Origin of the sequence: Leptospira sp. B5-022, from assembly GCF_000347035.1 — a bacterium.
GTDB lineage: Bacteria > Spirochaetota > Leptospiria > Leptospirales > Leptospiraceae > Leptospira_B > Leptospira_B cinconiae.
In genome coordinates, this window is sequence record NZ_ANIJ01000025.1 from 210,179 (window position 1) to 227,563 (window position 17,385).

Annotated in this window: 20 protein-coding genes; 10 read left to right on the top strand and 10 right to left on the bottom strand. The window is 42.3% G+C overall.

Translation table 11 applies throughout. The features are described from left to right. Nucleotides 1–21: 21 nt before the first annotated feature. On the top strand, nt 22–429 hold the full coding sequence (locus tag LEP1GSC192_RS13275) for a GreA/GreB family elongation factor (protein ID WP_020770412.1): 408 nt from the start codon (nt 22–24) through the stop codon (nt 427–429). On the opposite strand, the gene LEP1GSC192_RS13280 is transcribed toward LEP1GSC192_RS13275, so the two are convergent. Further along, a complete protein-coding gene (locus LEP1GSC192_RS13280; RefSeq protein ID WP_020770478.1) occupies nt 422–2,653 on the bottom strand; it encodes a SulP family inorganic anion transporter in 2,232 nt (743 codons plus the stop codon). The two genes, LEP1GSC192_RS13275 and LEP1GSC192_RS13280, sit on opposite strands and share 8 nt — an antisense overlap. Nucleotides 2,654–2,882: 229 nt before the next feature. On the opposite strand from LEP1GSC192_RS13280, the gene msrA reads away from it, so the two are divergent. Beyond that, entirely contained in the window at nt 2,883–3,515 is a 633-nt protein-coding gene (msrA, locus tag LEP1GSC192_RS13285) for a peptide-methionine (S)-S-oxide reductase MsrA (protein WP_020770300.1), read from the top strand. 123 nt (nt 3,516–3,638) lie between these two features. On the opposite strand, the gene LEP1GSC192_RS13290 is transcribed toward msrA, so the two are convergent. Continuing rightward, nucleotides 3,639–4,679 (bottom strand): PAS domain-containing protein, encoded by a 1,041-nt coding sequence (locus LEP1GSC192_RS13290; RefSeq protein WP_232421021.1) that lies wholly within the window; start codon nt 4,677–4,679, stop codon nt 3,639–3,641. A gap of 406 nt (nt 4,680–5,085) precedes the next feature. Here LEP1GSC192_RS13290 and LEP1GSC192_RS13295 point away from each other — a divergent pair, with 406 nt between their 5' ends. The 4 genes from LEP1GSC192_RS13295 (at nt 5,086) to LEP1GSC192_RS13310 (ending at nt 8,496) form a co-directional block, all read left to right on the top strand. Continuing rightward, nucleotides 5,086–5,715, top strand: coding sequence for a glutathione S-transferase family protein (locus tag LEP1GSC192_RS13295; protein ID WP_020770391.1), 630 nt, complete (start codon nt 5,086–5,088; stop codon nt 5,713–5,715). A 77-nt stretch (nt 5,716–5,792) separates the two neighbouring features. After that, complete coding sequence (locus LEP1GSC192_RS13300; protein ID WP_020770457.1) at nt 5,793–6,875, top strand: PA0069 family radical SAM protein; 1,083 nt, start codon at nt 5,793–5,795, stop codon at nt 6,873–6,875. Nucleotides 6,876–6,986: 111 nt separating this feature from the next. Then, nucleotides 6,987–7,853, top strand: coding sequence for an alpha/beta hydrolase (locus LEP1GSC192_RS13305; RefSeq protein WP_020770522.1), 867 nt, complete (start codon nt 6,987–6,989; stop codon nt 7,851–7,853). A gap of 85 nt (nt 7,854–7,938) precedes the next feature. Continuing rightward, nucleotides 7,939–8,496, top strand: a complete 558-nt coding sequence (locus LEP1GSC192_RS13310; protein WP_020770363.1) for a dihydrofolate reductase family protein — start codon at nt 7,939–7,941, stop codon at nt 8,494–8,496. Nucleotides 8,497–8,570: 74 nt separating this feature from the next. On the opposite strand, the gene LEP1GSC192_RS13315 is transcribed toward LEP1GSC192_RS13310, so the two are convergent. The 3 genes from LEP1GSC192_RS13315 to LEP1GSC192_RS13325 are packed head-to-tail and all read right to left on the bottom strand — an operon-like array spanning nt 8,571 to nt 9,783. Further along, nucleotides 8,571–8,987 (bottom strand): GFA family protein, encoded by a 417-nt coding sequence (locus LEP1GSC192_RS13315; protein ID WP_036090105.1) that lies wholly within the window; start codon nt 8,985–8,987, stop codon nt 8,571–8,573. After that, nucleotides 8,984–9,466 carry an SRPBCC family protein gene (locus tag LEP1GSC192_RS13320; protein WP_036090108.1) on the bottom strand — a complete coding sequence of 161 codons (483 nt, stop codon included), beginning with the start codon at nt 9,464–9,466 and terminating at the stop codon, nt 8,984–8,986. The genes LEP1GSC192_RS13315 and LEP1GSC192_RS13320 overlap by 4 nt, the downstream gene beginning before the upstream one ends. Further along, complete coding sequence (locus tag LEP1GSC192_RS13325; protein ID WP_036090111.1) at nt 9,463–9,783, bottom strand: helix-turn-helix transcriptional regulator; 321 nt, start codon at nt 9,781–9,783, stop codon at nt 9,463–9,465. The genes LEP1GSC192_RS13320 and LEP1GSC192_RS13325 overlap by 4 nt, the downstream gene beginning before the upstream one ends. Nucleotides 9,784–9,925: 142 nt before the next feature. Here LEP1GSC192_RS13325 and LEP1GSC192_RS13330 point away from each other — a divergent pair, with 142 nt between their 5' ends. Continuing rightward, nucleotides 9,926–10,366 carry a VOC family protein gene (locus LEP1GSC192_RS13330; RefSeq protein WP_020770516.1) on the top strand — a complete coding sequence of 147 codons (441 nt, stop codon included), beginning with the start codon at nt 9,926–9,928 and terminating at the stop codon, nt 10,364–10,366. 49 nt (nt 10,367–10,415) lie between these two features. Further along, complete coding sequence (locus LEP1GSC192_RS13335) at nt 10,416–10,775, top strand: DUF2200 domain-containing protein (protein ID WP_020770344.1); 360 nt, start codon at nt 10,416–10,418, stop codon at nt 10,773–10,775. A 196-nt stretch (nt 10,776–10,971) separates the two neighbouring features. Here LEP1GSC192_RS13335 and LEP1GSC192_RS13340 read toward each other — a convergent pair whose 3' ends face one another. From LEP1GSC192_RS13340 to LEP1GSC192_RS13355, 4 genes are all read right to left on the bottom strand, one after another. Then, nucleotides 10,972–11,484 carry an SRPBCC domain-containing protein gene (locus tag LEP1GSC192_RS13340; protein WP_020770394.1) on the bottom strand — a complete coding sequence of 171 codons (513 nt, stop codon included), beginning with the start codon at nt 11,482–11,484 and terminating at the stop codon, nt 10,972–10,974. Between the two features lie 2 nt (nt 11,485–11,486). Further along, on the bottom strand, nt 11,487–11,825 hold the full coding sequence (locus tag LEP1GSC192_RS13345) for a helix-turn-helix transcriptional regulator (RefSeq protein ID WP_036090112.1): 339 nt from the start codon (nt 11,823–11,825) through the stop codon (nt 11,487–11,489). A gap of 72 nt (nt 11,826–11,897) precedes the next feature. Further along, nucleotides 11,898–13,235, bottom strand: coding sequence for an adenylate/guanylate cyclase domain-containing protein (locus LEP1GSC192_RS13350; RefSeq protein WP_020770295.1), 1,338 nt, complete (start codon nt 13,233–13,235; stop codon nt 11,898–11,900). 78 nt (nt 13,236–13,313) lie between these two features. Beyond that, nucleotides 13,314–14,519, bottom strand: a complete 1,206-nt coding sequence (locus tag LEP1GSC192_RS13355) for a hypothetical protein (protein WP_036090168.1) — start codon at nt 14,517–14,519, stop codon at nt 13,314–13,316. A gap of 422 nt (nt 14,520–14,941) precedes the next feature. On the opposite strand from LEP1GSC192_RS13355, the gene LEP1GSC192_RS13360 reads away from it, so the two are divergent. Both LEP1GSC192_RS13360 and LEP1GSC192_RS13365 read left to right on the top strand, forming a co-directional pair. After that, on the top strand, nt 14,942–15,760 hold the full coding sequence (locus LEP1GSC192_RS13360) for a hypothetical protein (protein ID WP_020770419.1): 819 nt from the start codon (nt 14,942–14,944) through the stop codon (nt 15,758–15,760). Between the two features lie 45 nt (nt 15,761–15,805). Then, nucleotides 15,806–16,699, top strand: coding sequence for a hypothetical protein (locus tag LEP1GSC192_RS13365; RefSeq protein ID WP_020770397.1), 894 nt, complete (start codon nt 15,806–15,808; stop codon nt 16,697–16,699). Between the two features lie 6 nt (nt 16,700–16,705). Here LEP1GSC192_RS13365 and LEP1GSC192_RS13370 read toward each other — a convergent pair whose 3' ends face one another. Then, nucleotides 16,706–17,359, bottom strand: coding sequence for a DedA family protein (locus LEP1GSC192_RS13370; RefSeq protein WP_020770382.1), 654 nt, complete (start codon nt 17,357–17,359; stop codon nt 16,706–16,708). Between the last annotated feature and the right edge of the window lie 26 nt (nt 17,360–17,385).

The window sequence follows — 17,385 nt, forward strand, 5'->3', positions numbered from 1 at the left end:
ATAAGGGAGGCACCGTCCGTTATGAGTGGTAAAAGATTTCTTTCTAAGATTGATCATCAAAAGATTCTCTCCACTCTTGAGGTTTCCGCCCAATCCAAAGTAGTCCAACCGAGCATCTTAGAAATTATACGTAAGACTTTATCTAAAGCCAAAAAGATCGATCAGAACCAAGTTCCCCAAGACCTGATCACTATGAATTCCAAATTCGTGCTCAAAGACTTGGGTAACGCGGAGGCATTCCAATTTACCTTAGTATATCCTGACGAATATACTGAGAATGCCGCTTCTCACGGAAAACTTTCCGTTTTTTCCGCTCATGGTTCCGCAGTACTCGGTGCAAGAGTGGGAGAAGTAGTCCGTTGGGAGATAAACGGAATGGACAAATATCTCAGAGTCCAAGAACTACTCTACCAACCGGCAGCTATTTAGGATAACCGTACAGTCCGCTCAGCTCCTTGTGTAGAATATCCTTATAATCCACCTCGCTGATTTGTCCGTTACGGATATCGTACACCCAACCATGTATTTCCGGAAAACCATACTTAGCCAAAGCCGTCTGGATCATTCCTGTCTTATATAAGTTTACTACCTGTTCCGCAACATTCAGATGAATCAACCTTTCTTCTCTTTTATCTTCCGGAAGAGCATCCAATTCGTCCCTGTGTTTAAGATACACATCCTTAATATGAGTGATCCAATTATCTATAAGACCGGTGGACTTTCCTTGAAGAGCTGCCCTAACCCCACCACAACCGATATGACCGCAAACAATGATATGTTTTACGTTCAATGCATCGATCGCGTACTGGACCACGCTGAATAGGGACATATCGTCGACCGAAACCACATTGGCGATATTTCTGGTTACGAAAATTTCTCCAGGATTCGTCTTAGTGATCACATTTACCGGTACACGTGAGTCGCTACAGCCGATAAACAATGTTTGAGGCCTTTGTCCTTCCGCATGCCTGGAGAAAAACTCGGGGTCTTCCGCAGTCTTCTCCTCAACCCATTCTTGGTTATTTCTCAATAATTTTTGATAAGACTCGCTCATCTCTTTTTTTAAGGATTCGATATCATTTTCCATATTCGGTATCCCTCCTAAAATCACCGTTATTCCTTTACGGTGGGCATTTTTTCTAAAGTCGTGGATCAGTTCTCGAATATCCTGATCCATATGAAGTGTTCTAGTTCCGTCTATCTCCAAGGTGATCCCGGAAGGTTGCTCCTCTAAGACGGCTTTAATACGGGCCTTATGCAAAAATCCGAGAATTTCCCCTAGCATGATCCTTCGAAATCTGCCATGGTTTTCGACCATGATGATAGCACCTTGGTTATCCCTATATAAAGCAAAGCCCAAAGCCACCAAGATCCCGCAGAATGTCCCGATCAGAACGTTCGTGAAGAACGTAACGACTACGGTCACCAAAAAAGGTAAGAACTGGGAATATCCCTTTTGGAACATTAGGCGGAACATCTCCGGTTTTGCGAGTTTGAGACCTGTAAAAGTCAATATCGCAGCAAGAGATGCTAACGGAATGTTATTCATAAATTTAGGAAAAAGTAATACACTTATCCCTATCCAAACTCCATGGAATATTGCTGAAAACTTTGTTTTTGCACCGGAAGAAGCGTTTACGGTACCTCTGACCACCACACTAGTAATAGGAATACCACCTGCGAGTCCGCAGGCCATATTTCCCAACCCTTGGGCAATCAACTCCCGGGACATGGGAGTTTTTCGATTCTCCTCGTCCAGTTTATCCACTACTTCCACAGAAAGTAAGGATTCTAAAGAAGAAGCAAACGCGATGGTTAATGCTAAGAGCCAAACGGGGCTCTGGTCCCAATAGGAGAAGTTCGGAAAATCCAAATGCGCAAACAGTTCTGAGGGATTTTTAAAAATTGGAAGAGTGACCAAATGGTCCTGGCTAAGAGCTCCGCCCGGAAGCAGATACCCTAAAAATAAATTCATGCTCGTACCGATTATGATCGCGAACAACGAAGCAGGAACATATTTGAATTTTTTAGCAAAGTATCTATCCCAAATCCAGAAAGATAAAAGGGATATCACTCCGATCACCAAGACATTGGTTTGTAAATTCCGAAAAGCATGCATGAGCAGCGTCAAAGAGTTTGTTTCCTTTGATTCATGAGGATCGTGGTAGGTTTCGTTAATATCCTCTTTAGTGATATCGAATTCCTCTACTCCGAACTCTTCTACGTCGTAACCGATCAAGTGAGGCAATTGTTTGATGATCAGAAGTAAACCGATCGCGACCGACATTCCTACAACGGTAGCCGAAGGGAGATAAGCGGCTAATGCTCCACTTTTTAAGAACCCAAGCAAAGCTTGGATCATTCCCGCAAGAAACAACGCAAGAAGGAATGCGTCGAAACTCCCTAAGTCTTTGATACCGGAAAGAACGATCGCTGTCAAACTGGCCGTCGGTCCCGATACACTTAAGGCGGATTTACTGAAAGTTCCTACTACGATCCCACCTATAAAACCGGAAATAATTCCGGAAAATAAAGGAGCCCCGGACGCATGAGCGATCCCCAAACAAAGAGGGATTGCTACTAAAAAAACTGCGATACTCGAGGAAAGATCGTAAGGAAGGTTGGAAAGAAATTGTTTCGTTTTTAAATTCATTGATACTCGCATGGTAGGATCCATTCTATTTAGAATAAAAACCGAGAATCGGAAACAGAAAAAATTCCGTAACTTTTTCCGACGTCAGTCGAAAGTATCCATTGGCTACTGAAATTGAAGCAGCTTGTCTTTACCAGACTTTTTTGAAAAAAATCAAAATATGAACAATTGATCGGCGAGAATAGCTATAATAAAAATACGTAAAAAAAATGAAACATAGAGGAACCCGATGGGAATAAATTTGTTCAAACTTATAAGATTAGAATCCATAGTTATAACTTTCATAATATATGGTTTTTCGAATATTGTTTATACTAAAGAAATTCCAAAATTAGAAACAGCCATTTTTGCAGGAGGATGTTTCTGGTGTATGGAGGGTCCGTTTGAAAAACTGCCCGGTGTAATATCCGTAATTTCAGGTTATACCGGCGGAAAAGAAAAAAATCCCACATACGAGGATGTAGGTTATGGAAGAACGGGACATAGAGAATCCGTACTTATCACTTACGATCCGAAAAAGATCGATTACTCAAGACTTTTAGACACATATTGGAGGCAGATAGATCCGACAGATCCGGGTGGACAATTTGCGGATAGAGGTAACCAATATAAAACTGCTATTTATTACAAGAACGAAGCGCAAAAAAAACTAGCCCAAGAATTTAAGGATAAGATAGGAGCTTCCGGAAAATTCTCCTCTCCTATCGTTGTGGAAATATTACCCGCTTCGGAATTTTATCCGGCGGAAGAATACCATCAGGATTATTATAAAAAGAACCCCGCACATTATAAACAATACAGAAAGGGCTCCGGGAGAGAGGATTACGTTAAAGAAGTCTGGGGCGGAGAGACGCAGAGATAAAAGAGGCACTAAGTTTATTCACAAGAGGCACAGAGCCGCGGAGGGAGTTCGAGTATTTAAGATGAATTCTTTCAAAACATTTCTCTGCGTCTTCGCGTCTCTGTGTGAAAAAACTCTGTGTCTTTATTCCCCGAGTAAACGGAAGAGGTAAATTGTTAGTCTTTGTAGTTTGTCTCTTTCCGGACCTGGGATTTCCTTTTCCAGATCGATCGTTTTTCTGTAGATCGATTTGAGATGGTTTTTCATCGTCCCTGGATGGATCCCTAAGTCTTCGCTAATCCGACTCTTATCCTTACCGGAAGCGATTCCCGCACAGATCTCTGTTTCTTTTTTAGTGAGTTTCGTTTTATCTCTTAAAATTCCGATCAGGGCTTCCCTATCCAAACCTTCGTATTTTCTGAAAGTATCGGACGGAGATTTTGCAAAATCCGAATTGTTTCTTACTTCTCCCGACTCTGAAAGCTCGGGATTCGCGAGGATAGTGCTTAAGAAGCTGGAGACCTCTCCATTACGATCTCTAATAGGAATAACGTTTTGTTTCCAGTCTTTTACGAAACCGTTTTTAAGATTCGAGTTAGCGATGGAAACAGATCCTTGCAGGACCGACTCCCAAAACTCATCGTAAAAAGTTTTAGAAGCTCCCATTCCCGATTGGAATGCTTTAGGAGTTTTTCCTATGAGTTCATTCTCTTTTAAGCCGGAAATTTTTTCGAACTGTTTGTTCACCGCAAGGATCACACCTTCTTTATCGGTTAAGAACATTCCATTTTGGGATTGTTGGAACGCTTTGTATAAAGCTTCCTTCTTCTCCGCTTCCGATTCTTTATCTTCCGTGAATACGAACAGATAAGACATCTCCGGCATTAGGTAAGCGTGTTGTTTCGTTTGGAGAAAACTTCCGTCTTTCTTCATTAAATGAAGACCTCTTCCCTCAAACTCTCCCGACTTGCTTACATTAGGTAATATAACTGTTTCGAGATATTTTCGATCCGTTTCGGAAAGAAAATCCGTAAGGCTCATACTTATAGCGGACTCTAGGGTAGCGATGCTAAGGATCTTCCTTCCATTCTCATTAATATGAAGGATCCTTCCGCTCGAATCACAAATTAACAAAATATCGGGCATACTTTCTTGTCTTTGAACAATTTCTTTAACGTTTTCCAAACTTAGGTCCATCCGATTCGTTTTGTATCTAAAGAAACCGCTCGATTCTCTTCGAAAAGATTTCTCTTTTATTCAATAACTTAAGACATGTATTTTTAAAAAAATCCTACAAAGCATTCCTAGAATACTAAGAAGAAGCTTAACTGTTAACTGAAGCTCCTCACAGCTTCGCGGGATTATGTACACTTGATCATAAAAATTCCCCAAGTTAATTGTTGCAAAAGAAAGGCAAACTCATCCTAAGCCTGTGTATCGATCTCTACAAGGCTCCTAATTCCAAAGGATTATTTTTTTACAGAGCCATTATGGCCGGGTCTAAACTGCCTATCCTAAAGGGTCCCGGACTCTTGAAACCCGAAACTAAATACTGATTGATGACTAAAGCTTTAGTACGAATTATAAAGTTATGAGCGATCTGAAACTTGTAATTGGAAATAAAAACATCTCCTCCTGGTCTTTCCGCCCCTGGATCCTACTCACTCAATTCGAAATTCCATTCGAAGAGATCTCCTTAAAACTATTTACACCCGAATATGCGGCCATAATCGATAAGTACTCTCCTTCTAAAAAAGTGCCTGTGCTCAACGACGGAAACCTAAGAGTTTGGGACAGTCTCAGCATTGCGGAATATTTGGCAGAAAAATATGCGGATAAACAACTCTGGCCCCAAGATAAGATCGCAAGAGCCATGGCAAGATCCGTAACGGCAGAAATGCATTCCGGATTCACTGGACTAAGATCTAATCTAAGCATGAATTTTCATGGAAGAAAGTCGGACTTTTCCCCTCCGGAAGATGCAAAGAAGGATATAGATAGGATCCAATCTCTCTGGGAAGAATGTTTGAGCTCCTACGGCGGGCCATTTCTATTCGGTAAAAACTTTTGCATAGCGGATGCGTTCTACGCCCCGGTAGTTTCCAGATTCATAACCTACGGAGTAAAGCTGAGTCCTAAAGCTAGTGAGTATGTACAAACTATTTCCAATTTACCTTCCTACAAATCCTGGGGAGAAGGTGCTAAACTAGAGTTCGCCTAAGGTCCTTGAGGGACTTTGAATAAATACAATCATATTTTTGCTTGTTTTTTGATTAGTATTTTTTAGAATTCCAAGTTATGAATTCTAAAAAAAGAGGTACGGAAGAATTACCTCCCAGCAGATTCGATAAGATCCAAAGAGAAGTCTGGCTAGAAGATAGGATAGATCTGGAGGAGGAGTCATCCCCTTCTACCCAATTCTTTTGGGAAAACTCCAAATCAGTTCTGACTCACAACAAATCTCCGGATATTCCATTCGATTCGAGTATCAATCCATACAGAGGTTGCGAGCATGGATGTATTTATTGTTTCGCAAGACCGAATCATTCTTATGTGGATCTTTCACCTGGGTTGGACTTTGAAACGAAAATATTCGTGAAAAAAGAGCCCGCCAAACTTCTAGCGGAAGAATTAAGAAAGAAAAGGCAAGCTCTCGCACCTATCACAATTGGGACTGCCACGGATCCTTACCAACCGGGGGAAAGGATCTATAAGAACACCAGATCTTTGTTAGAGGTGTTGTTGGAATTCAAACAGCCGGCTGCTATCATCACCAAGTCATCCCTCATACAAAGGGATACGGACATTCTTACCGAAATGGGAAAATTAGGAATATTGAAAGTGTTTCTTTCGATCACTACTTTGGATAAGGAGCTTTGGTCCAAGTTAGAACCTAGAGCCCCGGCTCCCGCAAGAAGAATTGAAACTCTGCGTAAATTGACCGATGCTGGAATTCCAACAGGAGTATTATTCGCCCCTGTGATCCCTTTTATCAATGATTTTGAAATGGAAAATTTATTGGAACAGGCATCTTTATCGGGTGCGGAATCCGCAGGAATGGTATTTGTCCGATTGCCGCTCGAAGTAGCACCTCTATTCGAAGAATGGCTTACTAGACATTTTCCTCTTAAAAAAGAAAAAGTCCTAAAAGTAATCTCGGAAGCCAGAGGAGGAAATTTATACAAAGCAACCTGGGGAGAAAGAATGAGAGGGAAGGGAAATTATGCGGAGCTTCTCCAAAAACGATTTTCGATCTCTATTAAAAGATTCGGGCTTACAAAAAGAAGAGAATTAAGGACCGACTTGTTTGCGGTACCTTCTCGTTATCTTATGAAAAAGAAAAAACACGAGGAATTCCTACCTGGACTCTTCCCGGAATAAGGACCAAAATGTTTATTTCAGCCATTACGTTCGTTCGAAATAGTAGAAAGAAAGGATCGATCGGATAGAAATTTCCTTCCCCATTTTTCAGACAGATCGGATATTTACCGAATGAATTGGGAACAAAACTACCATCTGGAAGACGGAACCTTTGTAGGAGCAGGCGACGTATCCATCTATTATAGGGCCTACCGAACAAAAGAAGCAGCCAATCCTAAGACCTTAGTGGTCCATCACGGGATTGGAGAACACGGAAAAAGATACGACAATTTACTCGAAGCACTTTCCGGAAAAGGATATAATGTTTATCTAATTGATGCAAGAGGTCACGGAAAATCCGGAGGAAGCAGAGGAGTAGTCACTCATTTTAACCAATTTTTAGCGGACCTGGATAGACTAATCGGCATCGCAAAACAAAAAGAAGGGGTCAAACAAGTCACTCTGATGGGACATTCCATGGGAGCATTGATCTCTTTATTCTACGCGGGAGAACCTTCTCACCAGGCAAACTTAGATAGGCTCGTACTCAGCGGATTACCTATCGCGGTAAAAACGGACTTGGTTATGAATATTAAAAAAGGTGCAGGAAGTTTACTCGCAGGAGCATTCCCCACTCTAACTGTTCCAACCGGATTAGATGTAAACGCATTATCCAGGGACAAATCCGTTGTCGAGGCTTACAAAAAAGATCCTTTAGTTCATGGTTCTGTCGGAGCTTACTTGGGAGACTTTCTTTTGAACTCGAAAGAAAAAGCTTTGGAGAAAGCGGCTCGGATCAACTTCCCAGTCTATCTATTCCACGGAAAAGAAGATTCAATTGCACTCTCCGTCGGAACAGAAGAAGCATTTAAAGTCATTCCATCCTCGGACAAGACCATCAAAATTTATGACGGTCTGTACCACGAGACCATGAATGAACTTCCGGAAGACAAAGCAAAAGTTTTGAGTGATTTAGTGAACTGGCTGCAGACACATTGATGAAACGAGAAGATTCTCCTTTTTTGAATTAGTTCCGAGATTATGCCTGGTTAAGTTTTTCGGCTGACCCCACTTAAATAGATCAATGAGAAAAATTATTTTTGGGATCAATAGTACTGCCAATGGATATTGCAGTCATACGGACGGTATCGCCGACGAAGAACTGCACAAATACTTCACGGATCTTTTGCGTACTGCAAGTATCATGCTTTACGGCAGGGTCACATACCAACTTATGGTACCCTTTTGGCCCGAAGTTGCTAGAGACCAATCAATGTCGGAAGTAAGCAATGAGTTCGCTCGTGTGTTTACTTCCCTCGACAAGGTTTTATTCTCCACTACATTGAAAGACGCTGAAGACAAGAATACTAGACTTGTGCATGGGAACCTCACAGAGGAAGTGCTTAAATTGAAACAACAGCCTGGAAAAGACATCTTAGTGGGTAGTCTAAGCCTAGCGTCTCAGCTTTCAGAGCAACATCTGATCGACGAGTATCATTTCGTAGTTCATCCGGTTCTTGCCAGCAAGGGACCCCGGTTATTTGATACTGTGAAACTACAAGAGACTCTTAGGCTTGATTTTCTCGGTTCTAAAACTTTTCAGTCCGGCGCCATTGCTCTTCATTACAAAAAACGTATATGAAATGAACTCGATTCAGCTTAAGACCTGGCCCGGCTAAACCCAACGACACATGGACGAACCTTCACCAATGTGTTTCAACCCGCCGGCATTTTATCAAATGTTTTTAAGGAAGGATCGATTGTATCCCATACAAATCCGCGAACATTGTAAGTAAGCGTATGAGGAGCAAATCGATCCGGTTCATCTAGGCTTCCCGCATGTACTGCGATCAGGTCCGGCATTGCGACAAAGCGCAAATAAACCGGAGTCCCACAGACAGGACAGAAGGAGTGAACCTTCACATTGCCGCTGTCTCCCTTTACTTCCCAATGACTAGCTTCACCGGTAATCGTCATCTCAGCCCGCCCTGGAAAAGTCAGATAGGATCCATGTCCAGTACCGCTTCTCTTTTGGCAGTCAAGGCACTGACAATGGTTCTGAAAGATCGGTTCTTGCTTAGTCGAATATCGGATCGCACCGCAAGCGCATCCGCCTGTGTAAGCCTTGGTCATGAAAGACTCCCACTTGAAGCTGACTTCGGCTTCGCAAATACGTCGATACCCTGTCCCGTTTCAAGCAAGGACTTCAGACTAGAAAGAACGATCGGCCAACCTTGCTGGATTCCTTTTGCCATTCCGCTTCCGGCTTCGAGTTCATCGTGAGTGACAGTTAATCGTACCATATCCTCATATTCCTCAACATTGAAGGTCACACGACTATAGCTGTTCGGATCAGATGTTTGGGAAGGACTTGCCCAGCTGATGACCAAACGTGTCGGCGGTACAACTTCGATTACCTTACCAGCTATATTAACCGTGTGCTCCTCATTAGTACGCACATGCTCCCATGTTGAACCTGGCTTCCAATCGGAGATATTCTCATGGCCCCAATAACGTTTCGTTATCTCAGGCTTAGTGATTGCTTCGAACACCTTCTCCGGTGTCGAACGGATATAGGTCACGTAAACAAAGCTTGTCTTTTCTTTACTCATTCTTTCTCTCCTTCAAGTTCCTTCTTCAAATCATGCAGAAGGTTAAGCCGTTGGCGTTCGAACTTTCTCACCCATCGCTCATAGACCTCATGCAACGGTACCGGATTAATAAAATGCAATTTTTCACGACCACGCCAAACAGTGCTGACCAAATTGGCCTCCTCGAGTATCCCAAGATGCTGGCTGGTCGATTGTCTGGCCATATCCAGATGCTCGCAGAGTTGGTTCAGAGTCTGGCCGTTCTTCTCATAGAGAAGGTCGAGAAGCTTTCTGCGTGTTGGATCTCCTAAAGCCTTAAATACATTATCAGCATCCATTCGTTGCGGTTATAAGAATATGCAGGCAAATACCTGCATGTCAAGCAAAATACTCGAAAAATAACCGACCATTCGATTGATAAATGGATCGCTCGTATGGACAATAGCGAGGCAATAGGGGCCAAATGGAGAATATTTAAAAATGGCAGTGAAACGAATGGATAATGTCGGCATCGTTGTCGAAGATCTCGAGGCTACGATCGCTTTATTTACCGAACTCGGTTTAGAGTTAGAAGGACAGATGCGAGTAGAAGGCTCTTGGGCGGATTATGTCGTAGGACTTGAAGGAATGCAAGTTGAGATGGCAATGATGAAAACACCAGACGGACATAGCCGCTTGGAATTATCAAGATTCATCAGGCCAAAGGTCATACATCCTGAACCCAAGAATGCTCCCGCAAACACTTTAGGGTATCTTCGTGTTATGTTTGCTGTGGACGATATTAAGGACACGATTACTCGGCTTGAAACTCACGGAGTCAAACTCGTAGGCAAACTGGAACGGTATGAGGATAGCTATTTACTTTGTTATTTGCGCACCCCCGAAGGTTTTATTATAGCGCTTGCCGAAGAACTTAAATAAGACTTAAACTACTTAACATAATATTAATAAACAAATAAGGATAGATCAAATGGAAAATTCGAAAATATTTGCCATGTCTTTTGCCAAAGTTTATCCAATGTACATCCAAAAGGCAGAAAGGAAAGGACGAACAAAAGCGGAAGTTGATAAGATCATCTTTTGGCTCACCGGATACGATTCGAAAAGTTTTCAAAATCAATTGAAGAATGAGGTCAGTTTCAAAGAATTTTTCGATCAGGCGCCGCATATCAATGATAATGTTTCCCTGATTAAGGGTGTTATCTGCGGCTATCGGGTAGAAGAGATCGAAGACAAACTTATGCAAAAAATCCGTTACCTAGATAAGCTGATCGACGAATTAGCAAAAGGAAAGGCGATGGAAAAAATATTACGCGGATCTGCCCAGTGAATCATTTTTTGCAAAATGGCAAATGTCCTTCTGCATTCGAGCTATCGGAAACTCCCGAATGGTATGGATGATTATGCAATCATCCTCAGCGGTAAAAAGAAACCGACCTCATTTGCGCATAGACGAATTTCGCCCATGCGCGTAACAAACAGTCTCATTCGCTCCCTTACTAACACGAAATACTGTCGATTTAGATTTACCCTAAGAGCTCTGCCAATAGTTTATCCAATACTATACAAAGTTCCTTCCAAGCTTCAACTGCACCGATTTCCATTTCGCGTACTTCGGCAGAAGCAAATTTGACCACGTGAGTCATAAGAGTTAGATTGCCCTCGGTTGTAAAGGTGCGCGACTCTACAGTAGCATCCGGATTTTGCGGACCATCCGGATTAAACGTGGACATGTCTGTCGCATAATTCTCGTCATTCGCTACTTTCTCGGGCACGATTACTTCCAAGAACTTTCCATAAACACCCATTTTGGTTCCTTTTTGATCCACAAAGACGTATAGGTATTTGCCTCCAACCCTAAGATCATTCTCAATAGTTGCAAGTGTCCAACCTTCCGGTCCGGTCAACCAACGACGCATCAGCTCGGGTTTAGTGAAACAATCGAATACCAATTGTCGAGGCGCGGCAAAATACCGTGTAGCGACAACTTCTCTTTCTCCTCGAAGCTCTACCTTCAGTTCTTTTAGATCTGCTTTCATTTCTATTCGTCTCCTATTGTTTGCATCGTCTTCAATTCTTCGAGAAGCCCATCCAGCGAATGATAGCGTTTCTCCCACATCTGGCGGTATTTCTCAATCCAATCCGTGGCTTTTTTGAGAGGAGCAGTCTCCAATCGGCGCGGTCGCTCTTGTGCACGGATCGTAGTCGAGATAAGACCTGCGTCCTCCAAAACCTTGAGATGACGTGATATTGCCGGCTGGCTCATTTTGAATGGTTTAGCGAGTTCCATGACAGTTGAGTCACCTTTGGCGAGACGCATAAGTATCGCACGGCGAGTCGGATCGGCAAGTGCAGCAAAGGTAGAATCGAGAGTTTGCATATCTACGTTATTATATAATCATATAGTTATATAAAGACGAAATGTCAAACCTTTTTTAGCCCCTTTTTTTCCTTACAGAAGTTTGTATCGTCTGCGAAACTCTTCGTTCGGGATCCGTTCTTCCCCAGCTCGTTGGAGATCCGCCAAGAGTCCATTCACAAAATACATTTCGATCTCTCCTTTGTTTTTAGCAGGTACAGCTCCCCTGTATTCACAATCGAAGAAATTTTTTACCAATTCATAAGTAGTGCTGGAGATATTGATGCGACCGGGAATACCGGATGATTCACATCTGCTTGCAGTATTGACCGTATCGCTCCAAACGTCGTATGCAAACTTCTTTTCGCCAATTACACCTGCAATCAAATCGCCTGAATGGATGCCGAGCCGAAGCTCCCAGTATGGTAGGCCCTGGTTTGCTTTGATTTCTTTCATTTGATTCATGAATGCCTGGATCTCCAGGGCTGCCATCACGCAGTCCACCGCGTGTGTCCTATTCGATTCCGGGATACTACCTGCAAACATGTAGCTGTCCCCAATCGTCTTAAGTTTCTCTAAATTATGCCTGTCCATTACACTATCAAAATATGAAAAGCAGCGGTCAAGCTCGGCGACAAGCTCTGTCGGCGATAAAGTCTCCGCAATCTGAGTAAATCCCTTAAAGTCGGTAAAACAAACCGTTGCATTGCGATGCAAGCGAGGTTCTGAAACTCCCTTCTCTTTCAACTCTTGAGCGATTTCTTCCGGCAATATGTTAAGAAGTAATTGTTCCGACTTTTCATGCTCTTCCGTCAACTTTGCTTCCGCGAAATCTACCGCTTTCACAAATTGGTAAACAATAAGAACCAAAAGAATACATAGAAGGGTTAGAGGGGGCATAAGATACTCCGCCGGCACTACCCATTTCGGTTGGCCAAATATCGCATTCGCACCTAAAACTTTATAATAATACTGGCTAAAAAGAAAAAGACCTAAAGGCAAAATAGAAATTATGATCCTAACAACATTAAACTTCTTAGATATCATAAGAAATGACAAAATGGAAGTAAGTAGAAACCCTAAAGGAGCAGGATCATCCGCTTGGGCCATTGTCAGCGCGAAAAGGTGATAATTAACAGCGACTAATGTAATTACCGCCGATAAATTATAATAACGTAATCTTAATAAATAAAATGCAAACAGTAAGGGAATAACAAGCAGGAAATAATGAACAAAAGAGAAAAGATGGGTTTCGGGAGGTTCGTTATAATATATCGAAACAGTTAGCAGTGTCGGAATCGCAAACATACTTATTTGAGTATAAAAAGTAGTTCGGACCGGCCTTGATTCGGATTCGGTCAGACCGCTAGTAATTTTTTTACCCTGAAACCATTCTTGTATTGCATAACGTAAGTCATTTACTTTTTTCATTCCGAATCCGCCTTCTTTCCATCCCCTATTGTTCCCGGAACAACAATTTTTATTTCAAATAAGTCCAGACGTTTGCGACTAACGGGAGAGGTCCTGTAATTGTTTCACCTTCTGATCCTTCTCCGGAGACTCGTACGCTTTTAAAGAGAATGTATTCAGATTATATTCCTTAGTAGCATAGTTTTCCTTGTACGGACCGACTAACTCTTTATCCGGCTCCGTCGTCTTTGCGGCCAGGATCTTCCTCATCCCCTCTTCCCCTTGTCCGAACCAATCCGGATCCACAGCAAGATTGACCCTATGACCTCTCAATTGGGTCAAAGCATAAGGTCCCTCATATCCGCTTTCTCGAATCAACTTTCCGAAAAATAAAAATTCCACCTCTTGCCTTCCGGCGTTCAATTTTCCATCAAAACTTGCCCAAGCGATTGGATCTCCATTTCCCGCATTTACAAGATTTGCTTCTAAATGATAATTCCCCGCCTTGAACACATTTACCCCGGCCTTTATACTCAAAGAACCGTCTCTTGGAATATCCAAAAAATAACCGCTCCATTCCGCAGGTTGATAGGGTGAAGAGAAGAAGGAAGATAAAGCTTTACCCTGTTTCTTCTCCTTACCATACTCGAACTCCACTTCTAGGAACATGTCCCCCCAATCTTTATAAGTAGGTCTCCATTCGAATGTAAAAATATTGTCCTTGGCCTGAGCATCCCCGTCTATCCCCTTGTCGTTCCCATCGGGAGGCAAAGCGACAAACTTATTTCCGTCAAATTCTTTCCAAAGCTTTACATTACGAATATTTAATGGAACTTTTTCGAAATTATTCGTATTAAAACATTCTAAGGTGATATGAAGAGGTTCCTTCACACCTATCGCAGCCCATTGTAATGGTTGTAATTTACAGGAGTAACCGTTCGGTTTTTTATCTTCCGGATTATCCACCATCGCAATCGGCGATATTTGGATAAAATAAGGATTTGTTAAGTCTTCGTTATATTTAGTTAATGGCCTGGAGTTAGGCGGATACTCGGACCATTCCAAATAATCTTTTAGAATTTTTTCCGGAGGAATAGATTCGTCCAAACTTTCTAAAAAGTTAGAATTGTCCGCTGTGGAACTCCCGCCAGGAGGACTTCCTTTCGCCATCCATTCCGCTTTCGTTTTTTTTTCCTCTTCCGATAAGAACCAACCGTTCTCTTCAGCCTCATCCCTTAATAGATAGAAAACCAAGCCTGCGGCGATCGCAAGGCCAAGGTAGATAAAAATTTTTTTTTGACTCATCTCTAGTTTTTCAATGCCCAGTACAGGCTCACCTGTATATGAAATAGGGAGGCCTTTCTCAACCTTTATTTTAAAGATTTCTAAAAGAGAAATCAACTAATCCTTTTGGACTAATTTAATTAGAACAGATTCTTTTCAGTACTATTATAAGGTTTGGCAATCTTCTTATATCTTACTTACAAATGTTCGTAAGAATAGTTTGGAAATAAATTGTAACTAACACTGCACGCTACTGTAGCGGCCGCTATATATTATAATTTACTAATATAGATGTCTGCATCTGTTCTTTTTTTACATTCGACCTGTTATGTTAAAAAAAGTCCAATCACTTGACTCAAAAAGGCACTTAGCTCATACTTGTAGACCGGGAAAATCGAAAGCTTAAACTTTGGGTTTTCCCAAAAGATCGGAGAATAGAGAAGATGAAAAATTGGAAAAGTATGGTATTGGGATGTGTTTTCGCATCGTTCTTTGCTGGTTCGCTTTCTGCGCAAACCTATACGGTTTTCGTTCACGGAAAGTCTGGCAGCAACCACAACGGAGTGGGAACTACTGACGTGAATAACTATTGGGGAAGTGCACCGAACTCTGTGTCCGGAGCTAAAATTTTCGTCGGTTACGACGGAACTACCGACCCAAGAACGTATGGATCGTCTAGAGCTCAGACCAATATCACTACGGGCTTGAATACATATTGTAAGGGTTCCAACTCCTGCAAGATCGTATGTCATAGCGCGGGTTGTTATGCGATTGAGTATTGGTTATCTAATCTGGGAGCCACAGCATCTAGCAAAGGTTATAACTTAACAAAAGTTACTGCTTTAGCTTCTGCTTCCGGTGGATCCGAGCTTGCTTCTGCACTGAATGGTGTTACATTCGGATTCGGCGGCAACGCAATGGATAAATCCCTGATCGTAGGGACCGCACGCGGCGCTTACAACCACAACAACACTGCAGGTATCACGGTATACCAAGTACCAGGTTATAAAGGTATGGCTGGTGCTTCCCTGATTCTTCCTGGCGAGGACGATTACGCAGTCGCTTATCATTCTTCCTGTGCTTATAACAAGGCGGGTGGAGTAAGCAAATGCCAGTCTTCGTTGACTCAGAGCGAAGGTATTTGGCCGTTCAACTCGAACGTAACCTATACTCAGTTCCAAGGTCATACGAGAGCTCCTTCCGTAGGATCTTCGGGGTTATACTTGAACCACAGTGAATTGAAAAACGAAGGCTGGAGATAATCCAATCCAGAATAGCGCGTCGAAAAACCGGCGCGCTATCGTTTTATGAAAATCTTAACCGTTTTTATCCTCTTATCCACATTCCACTGCTCTCAAATCCAATGGAGACCCGCTAGTCTTGCGCTTGAAAGAGGCTGGTCGGAGACCGGTAAAAACATAGTCCAAACGGAAGTGATCTACGAAGAAAAGGATGCATGGAATCCTTTGAACGGGACCACACACAAAAAAAATTACAGAACTAAATTCAGGATCTATGAAATTTCGGGAACCGGAAATGATTCCGGAGATCCACCAATCTATTCCTATGAAATAGGCTCTTGGACATTACCTGGATCCGTTTACTTTCATTCCGCAACCAATCGTTTATTTTGGATACAAGGTGCAAACGACGAATACGGCGGATCCACCCGTTTTCCTGCGGTTTGGTCCCCGAAAGGATTTCATTCTTTTGAACCTAAAAATTTCCAAAGAGAGGACCAGACTATCTTTCAATTCGTACCTTCTCCGGACGGAGGAAAGGCGGCAATTATATTAGGAAAGTTGAAAGCAGATCTGGAGATAGAGTCCCCGATCTTGATCATAGCGGATGTGAACGGACAATCTTCCTCCTATGATAGGTCGTATTTCGAGTTTCCATTAACAAAATGGGAAGAAACTCCCGAATTCAAGATCCGTTGGTCGGAGAATTCGAATCTTCTTTATGTTCGGATTAAGGACCATGTTTTTAGAACGAACGAAAAAACCAGGAAATTAGACGAAGCAAAAGAATTTCCAATTTGTTTCTATCCTGCGTCTAGTTTCGGCCCTGTGGGGATCAGCCCCGGAGGAAGAGGAGGAGACTCGAATATCGCCAGGGATATGGAGCCTCCTCTATACAAACGTTTTAAGGATAGACCCTTGGTCAAAAGTTTACGTCAGACCAAGGATTGTAGCCAATAAGAAAGTTTACTTATCGCGGGCGAGTGCCTTTCTTCTTTCTCTAATGAACTCGATCACTGCAGGCATTATCGAAATGATTATAATCGCAAGAATGACGATCTTGAAGTTCCTTTGAACGAATTCCAGGTTTCCGAACTTATAACCGCCAAAAAGGAAGATAGCGATCCAAACTATTCCTCCCACTATATTATACAAAATGAATTTAGTATAGGTCATACTTCCGATCCCGGCTACAAAAGGAGCAAAAGTCCTTACAATCGGAATAAATCTTGCGATAATGATCGTCTTTCCGCCGTACATCTCGTAAAAACGGTGGGCCTTTTCTAGATGTTTTTTATTTAAGAAAGGGACTTTCTCTTTTGCAAGGATCTGTTCTCCCGCCAAATGACCGATCGCATAATTGACTGTGTCGCCTAAGATCGCAGCAACGATCAGAAGGATGAGTAATGTCCCTAGATCCAAACTGCCTCTCGCGGCAAATGCGCCCAAAGCAAAGAGCAAGCTATCTCCCGGAAGTATAGGAGTTACAACAAGACCGGTTTCGCAGAAGATGATCAAGAATAAGATCAGGTAGATCCATGTGCCATAAGCTATGATTAAAGCATCCAAATGATGTTCCAGATGCAAAAAGAAGTCTAAAAGATATTTGATAGTTTCCAATTTCAGCTCCGAAAGTCAGAATCAAG

Excerpts from the sequence above, each read along its gene's own strand:
- LEP1GSC192_RS13275 (WP_020770412.1), top strand. The coding sequence starts at position 22 with ATGAGTGGTAAAAGATTTCTTTCTAAGATTGATCATCAAAAGATTCTC.
- LEP1GSC192_RS13280 (WP_020770478.1), bottom strand. The coding sequence starts at position 2,653 with ATGAATTTAAAAACGAAACAATTTCTTTCCAACCTTCCTTACGATCTT.
- msrA (WP_020770300.1), top strand. The coding sequence starts at position 2,883 with ATGGGAATAAATTTGTTCAAACTTATAAGATTAGAATCCATAGTTATA.
- LEP1GSC192_RS13295 (WP_020770391.1), top strand. The coding sequence starts at position 5,086 with ATGAGCGATCTGAAACTTGTAATTGGAAATAAAAACATCTCCTCCTGG.
- LEP1GSC192_RS13300 (WP_020770457.1), top strand. The coding sequence starts at position 5,793 with ATGAATTCTAAAAAAAGAGGTACGGAAGAATTACCTCCCAGCAGATTC.
- LEP1GSC192_RS13305 (WP_020770522.1), top strand. The coding sequence starts at position 6,987 with ATGAATTGGGAACAAAACTACCATCTGGAAGACGGAACCTTTGTAGGA.
- LEP1GSC192_RS13310 (WP_020770363.1), top strand. The coding sequence starts at position 7,939 with ATGAGAAAAATTATTTTTGGGATCAATAGTACTGCCAATGGATATTGC.
- LEP1GSC192_RS13315 (WP_036090105.1), bottom strand. The coding sequence starts at position 8,987 with ATGACCAAGGCTTACACAGGCGGATGCGCTTGCGGTGCGATCCGATAT.
- LEP1GSC192_RS13320 (WP_036090108.1), bottom strand. The coding sequence starts at position 9,466 with ATGAGTAAAGAAAAGACAAGCTTTGTTTACGTGACCTATATCCGTTCG.
- LEP1GSC192_RS13325 (WP_036090111.1), bottom strand. The coding sequence starts at position 9,783 with ATGGATGCTGATAATGTATTTAAGGCTTTAGGAGATCCAACACGCAGA.
- LEP1GSC192_RS13330 (WP_020770516.1), top strand. The coding sequence starts at position 9,926 with ATGGCAGTGAAACGAATGGATAATGTCGGCATCGTTGTCGAAGATCTC.
- LEP1GSC192_RS13335 (WP_020770344.1), top strand. The coding sequence starts at position 10,416 with ATGGAAAATTCGAAAATATTTGCCATGTCTTTTGCCAAAGTTTATCCA.
- LEP1GSC192_RS13340 (WP_020770394.1), bottom strand. The coding sequence starts at position 11,484 with ATGAAAGCAGATCTAAAAGAACTGAAGGTAGAGCTTCGAGGAGAAAGA.
- LEP1GSC192_RS13345 (WP_036090112.1), bottom strand. The coding sequence starts at position 11,825 with ATGCAAACTCTCGATTCTACCTTTGCTGCACTTGCCGATCCGACTCGC.
- LEP1GSC192_RS13350 (WP_020770295.1), bottom strand. The coding sequence starts at position 13,235 with ATGAAAAAAGTAAATGACTTACGTTATGCAATACAAGAATGGTTTCAG.
- LEP1GSC192_RS13355 (WP_036090168.1), bottom strand. The coding sequence starts at position 14,519 with ATGAGTCAAAAAAAAATTTTTATCTACCTTGGCCTTGCGATCGCCGCA.
- LEP1GSC192_RS13360 (WP_020770419.1), top strand. The coding sequence starts at position 14,942 with ATGAAAAATTGGAAAAGTATGGTATTGGGATGTGTTTTCGCATCGTTC.
- LEP1GSC192_RS13365 (WP_020770397.1), top strand. The coding sequence starts at position 15,806 with ATGAAAATCTTAACCGTTTTTATCCTCTTATCCACATTCCACTGCTCT.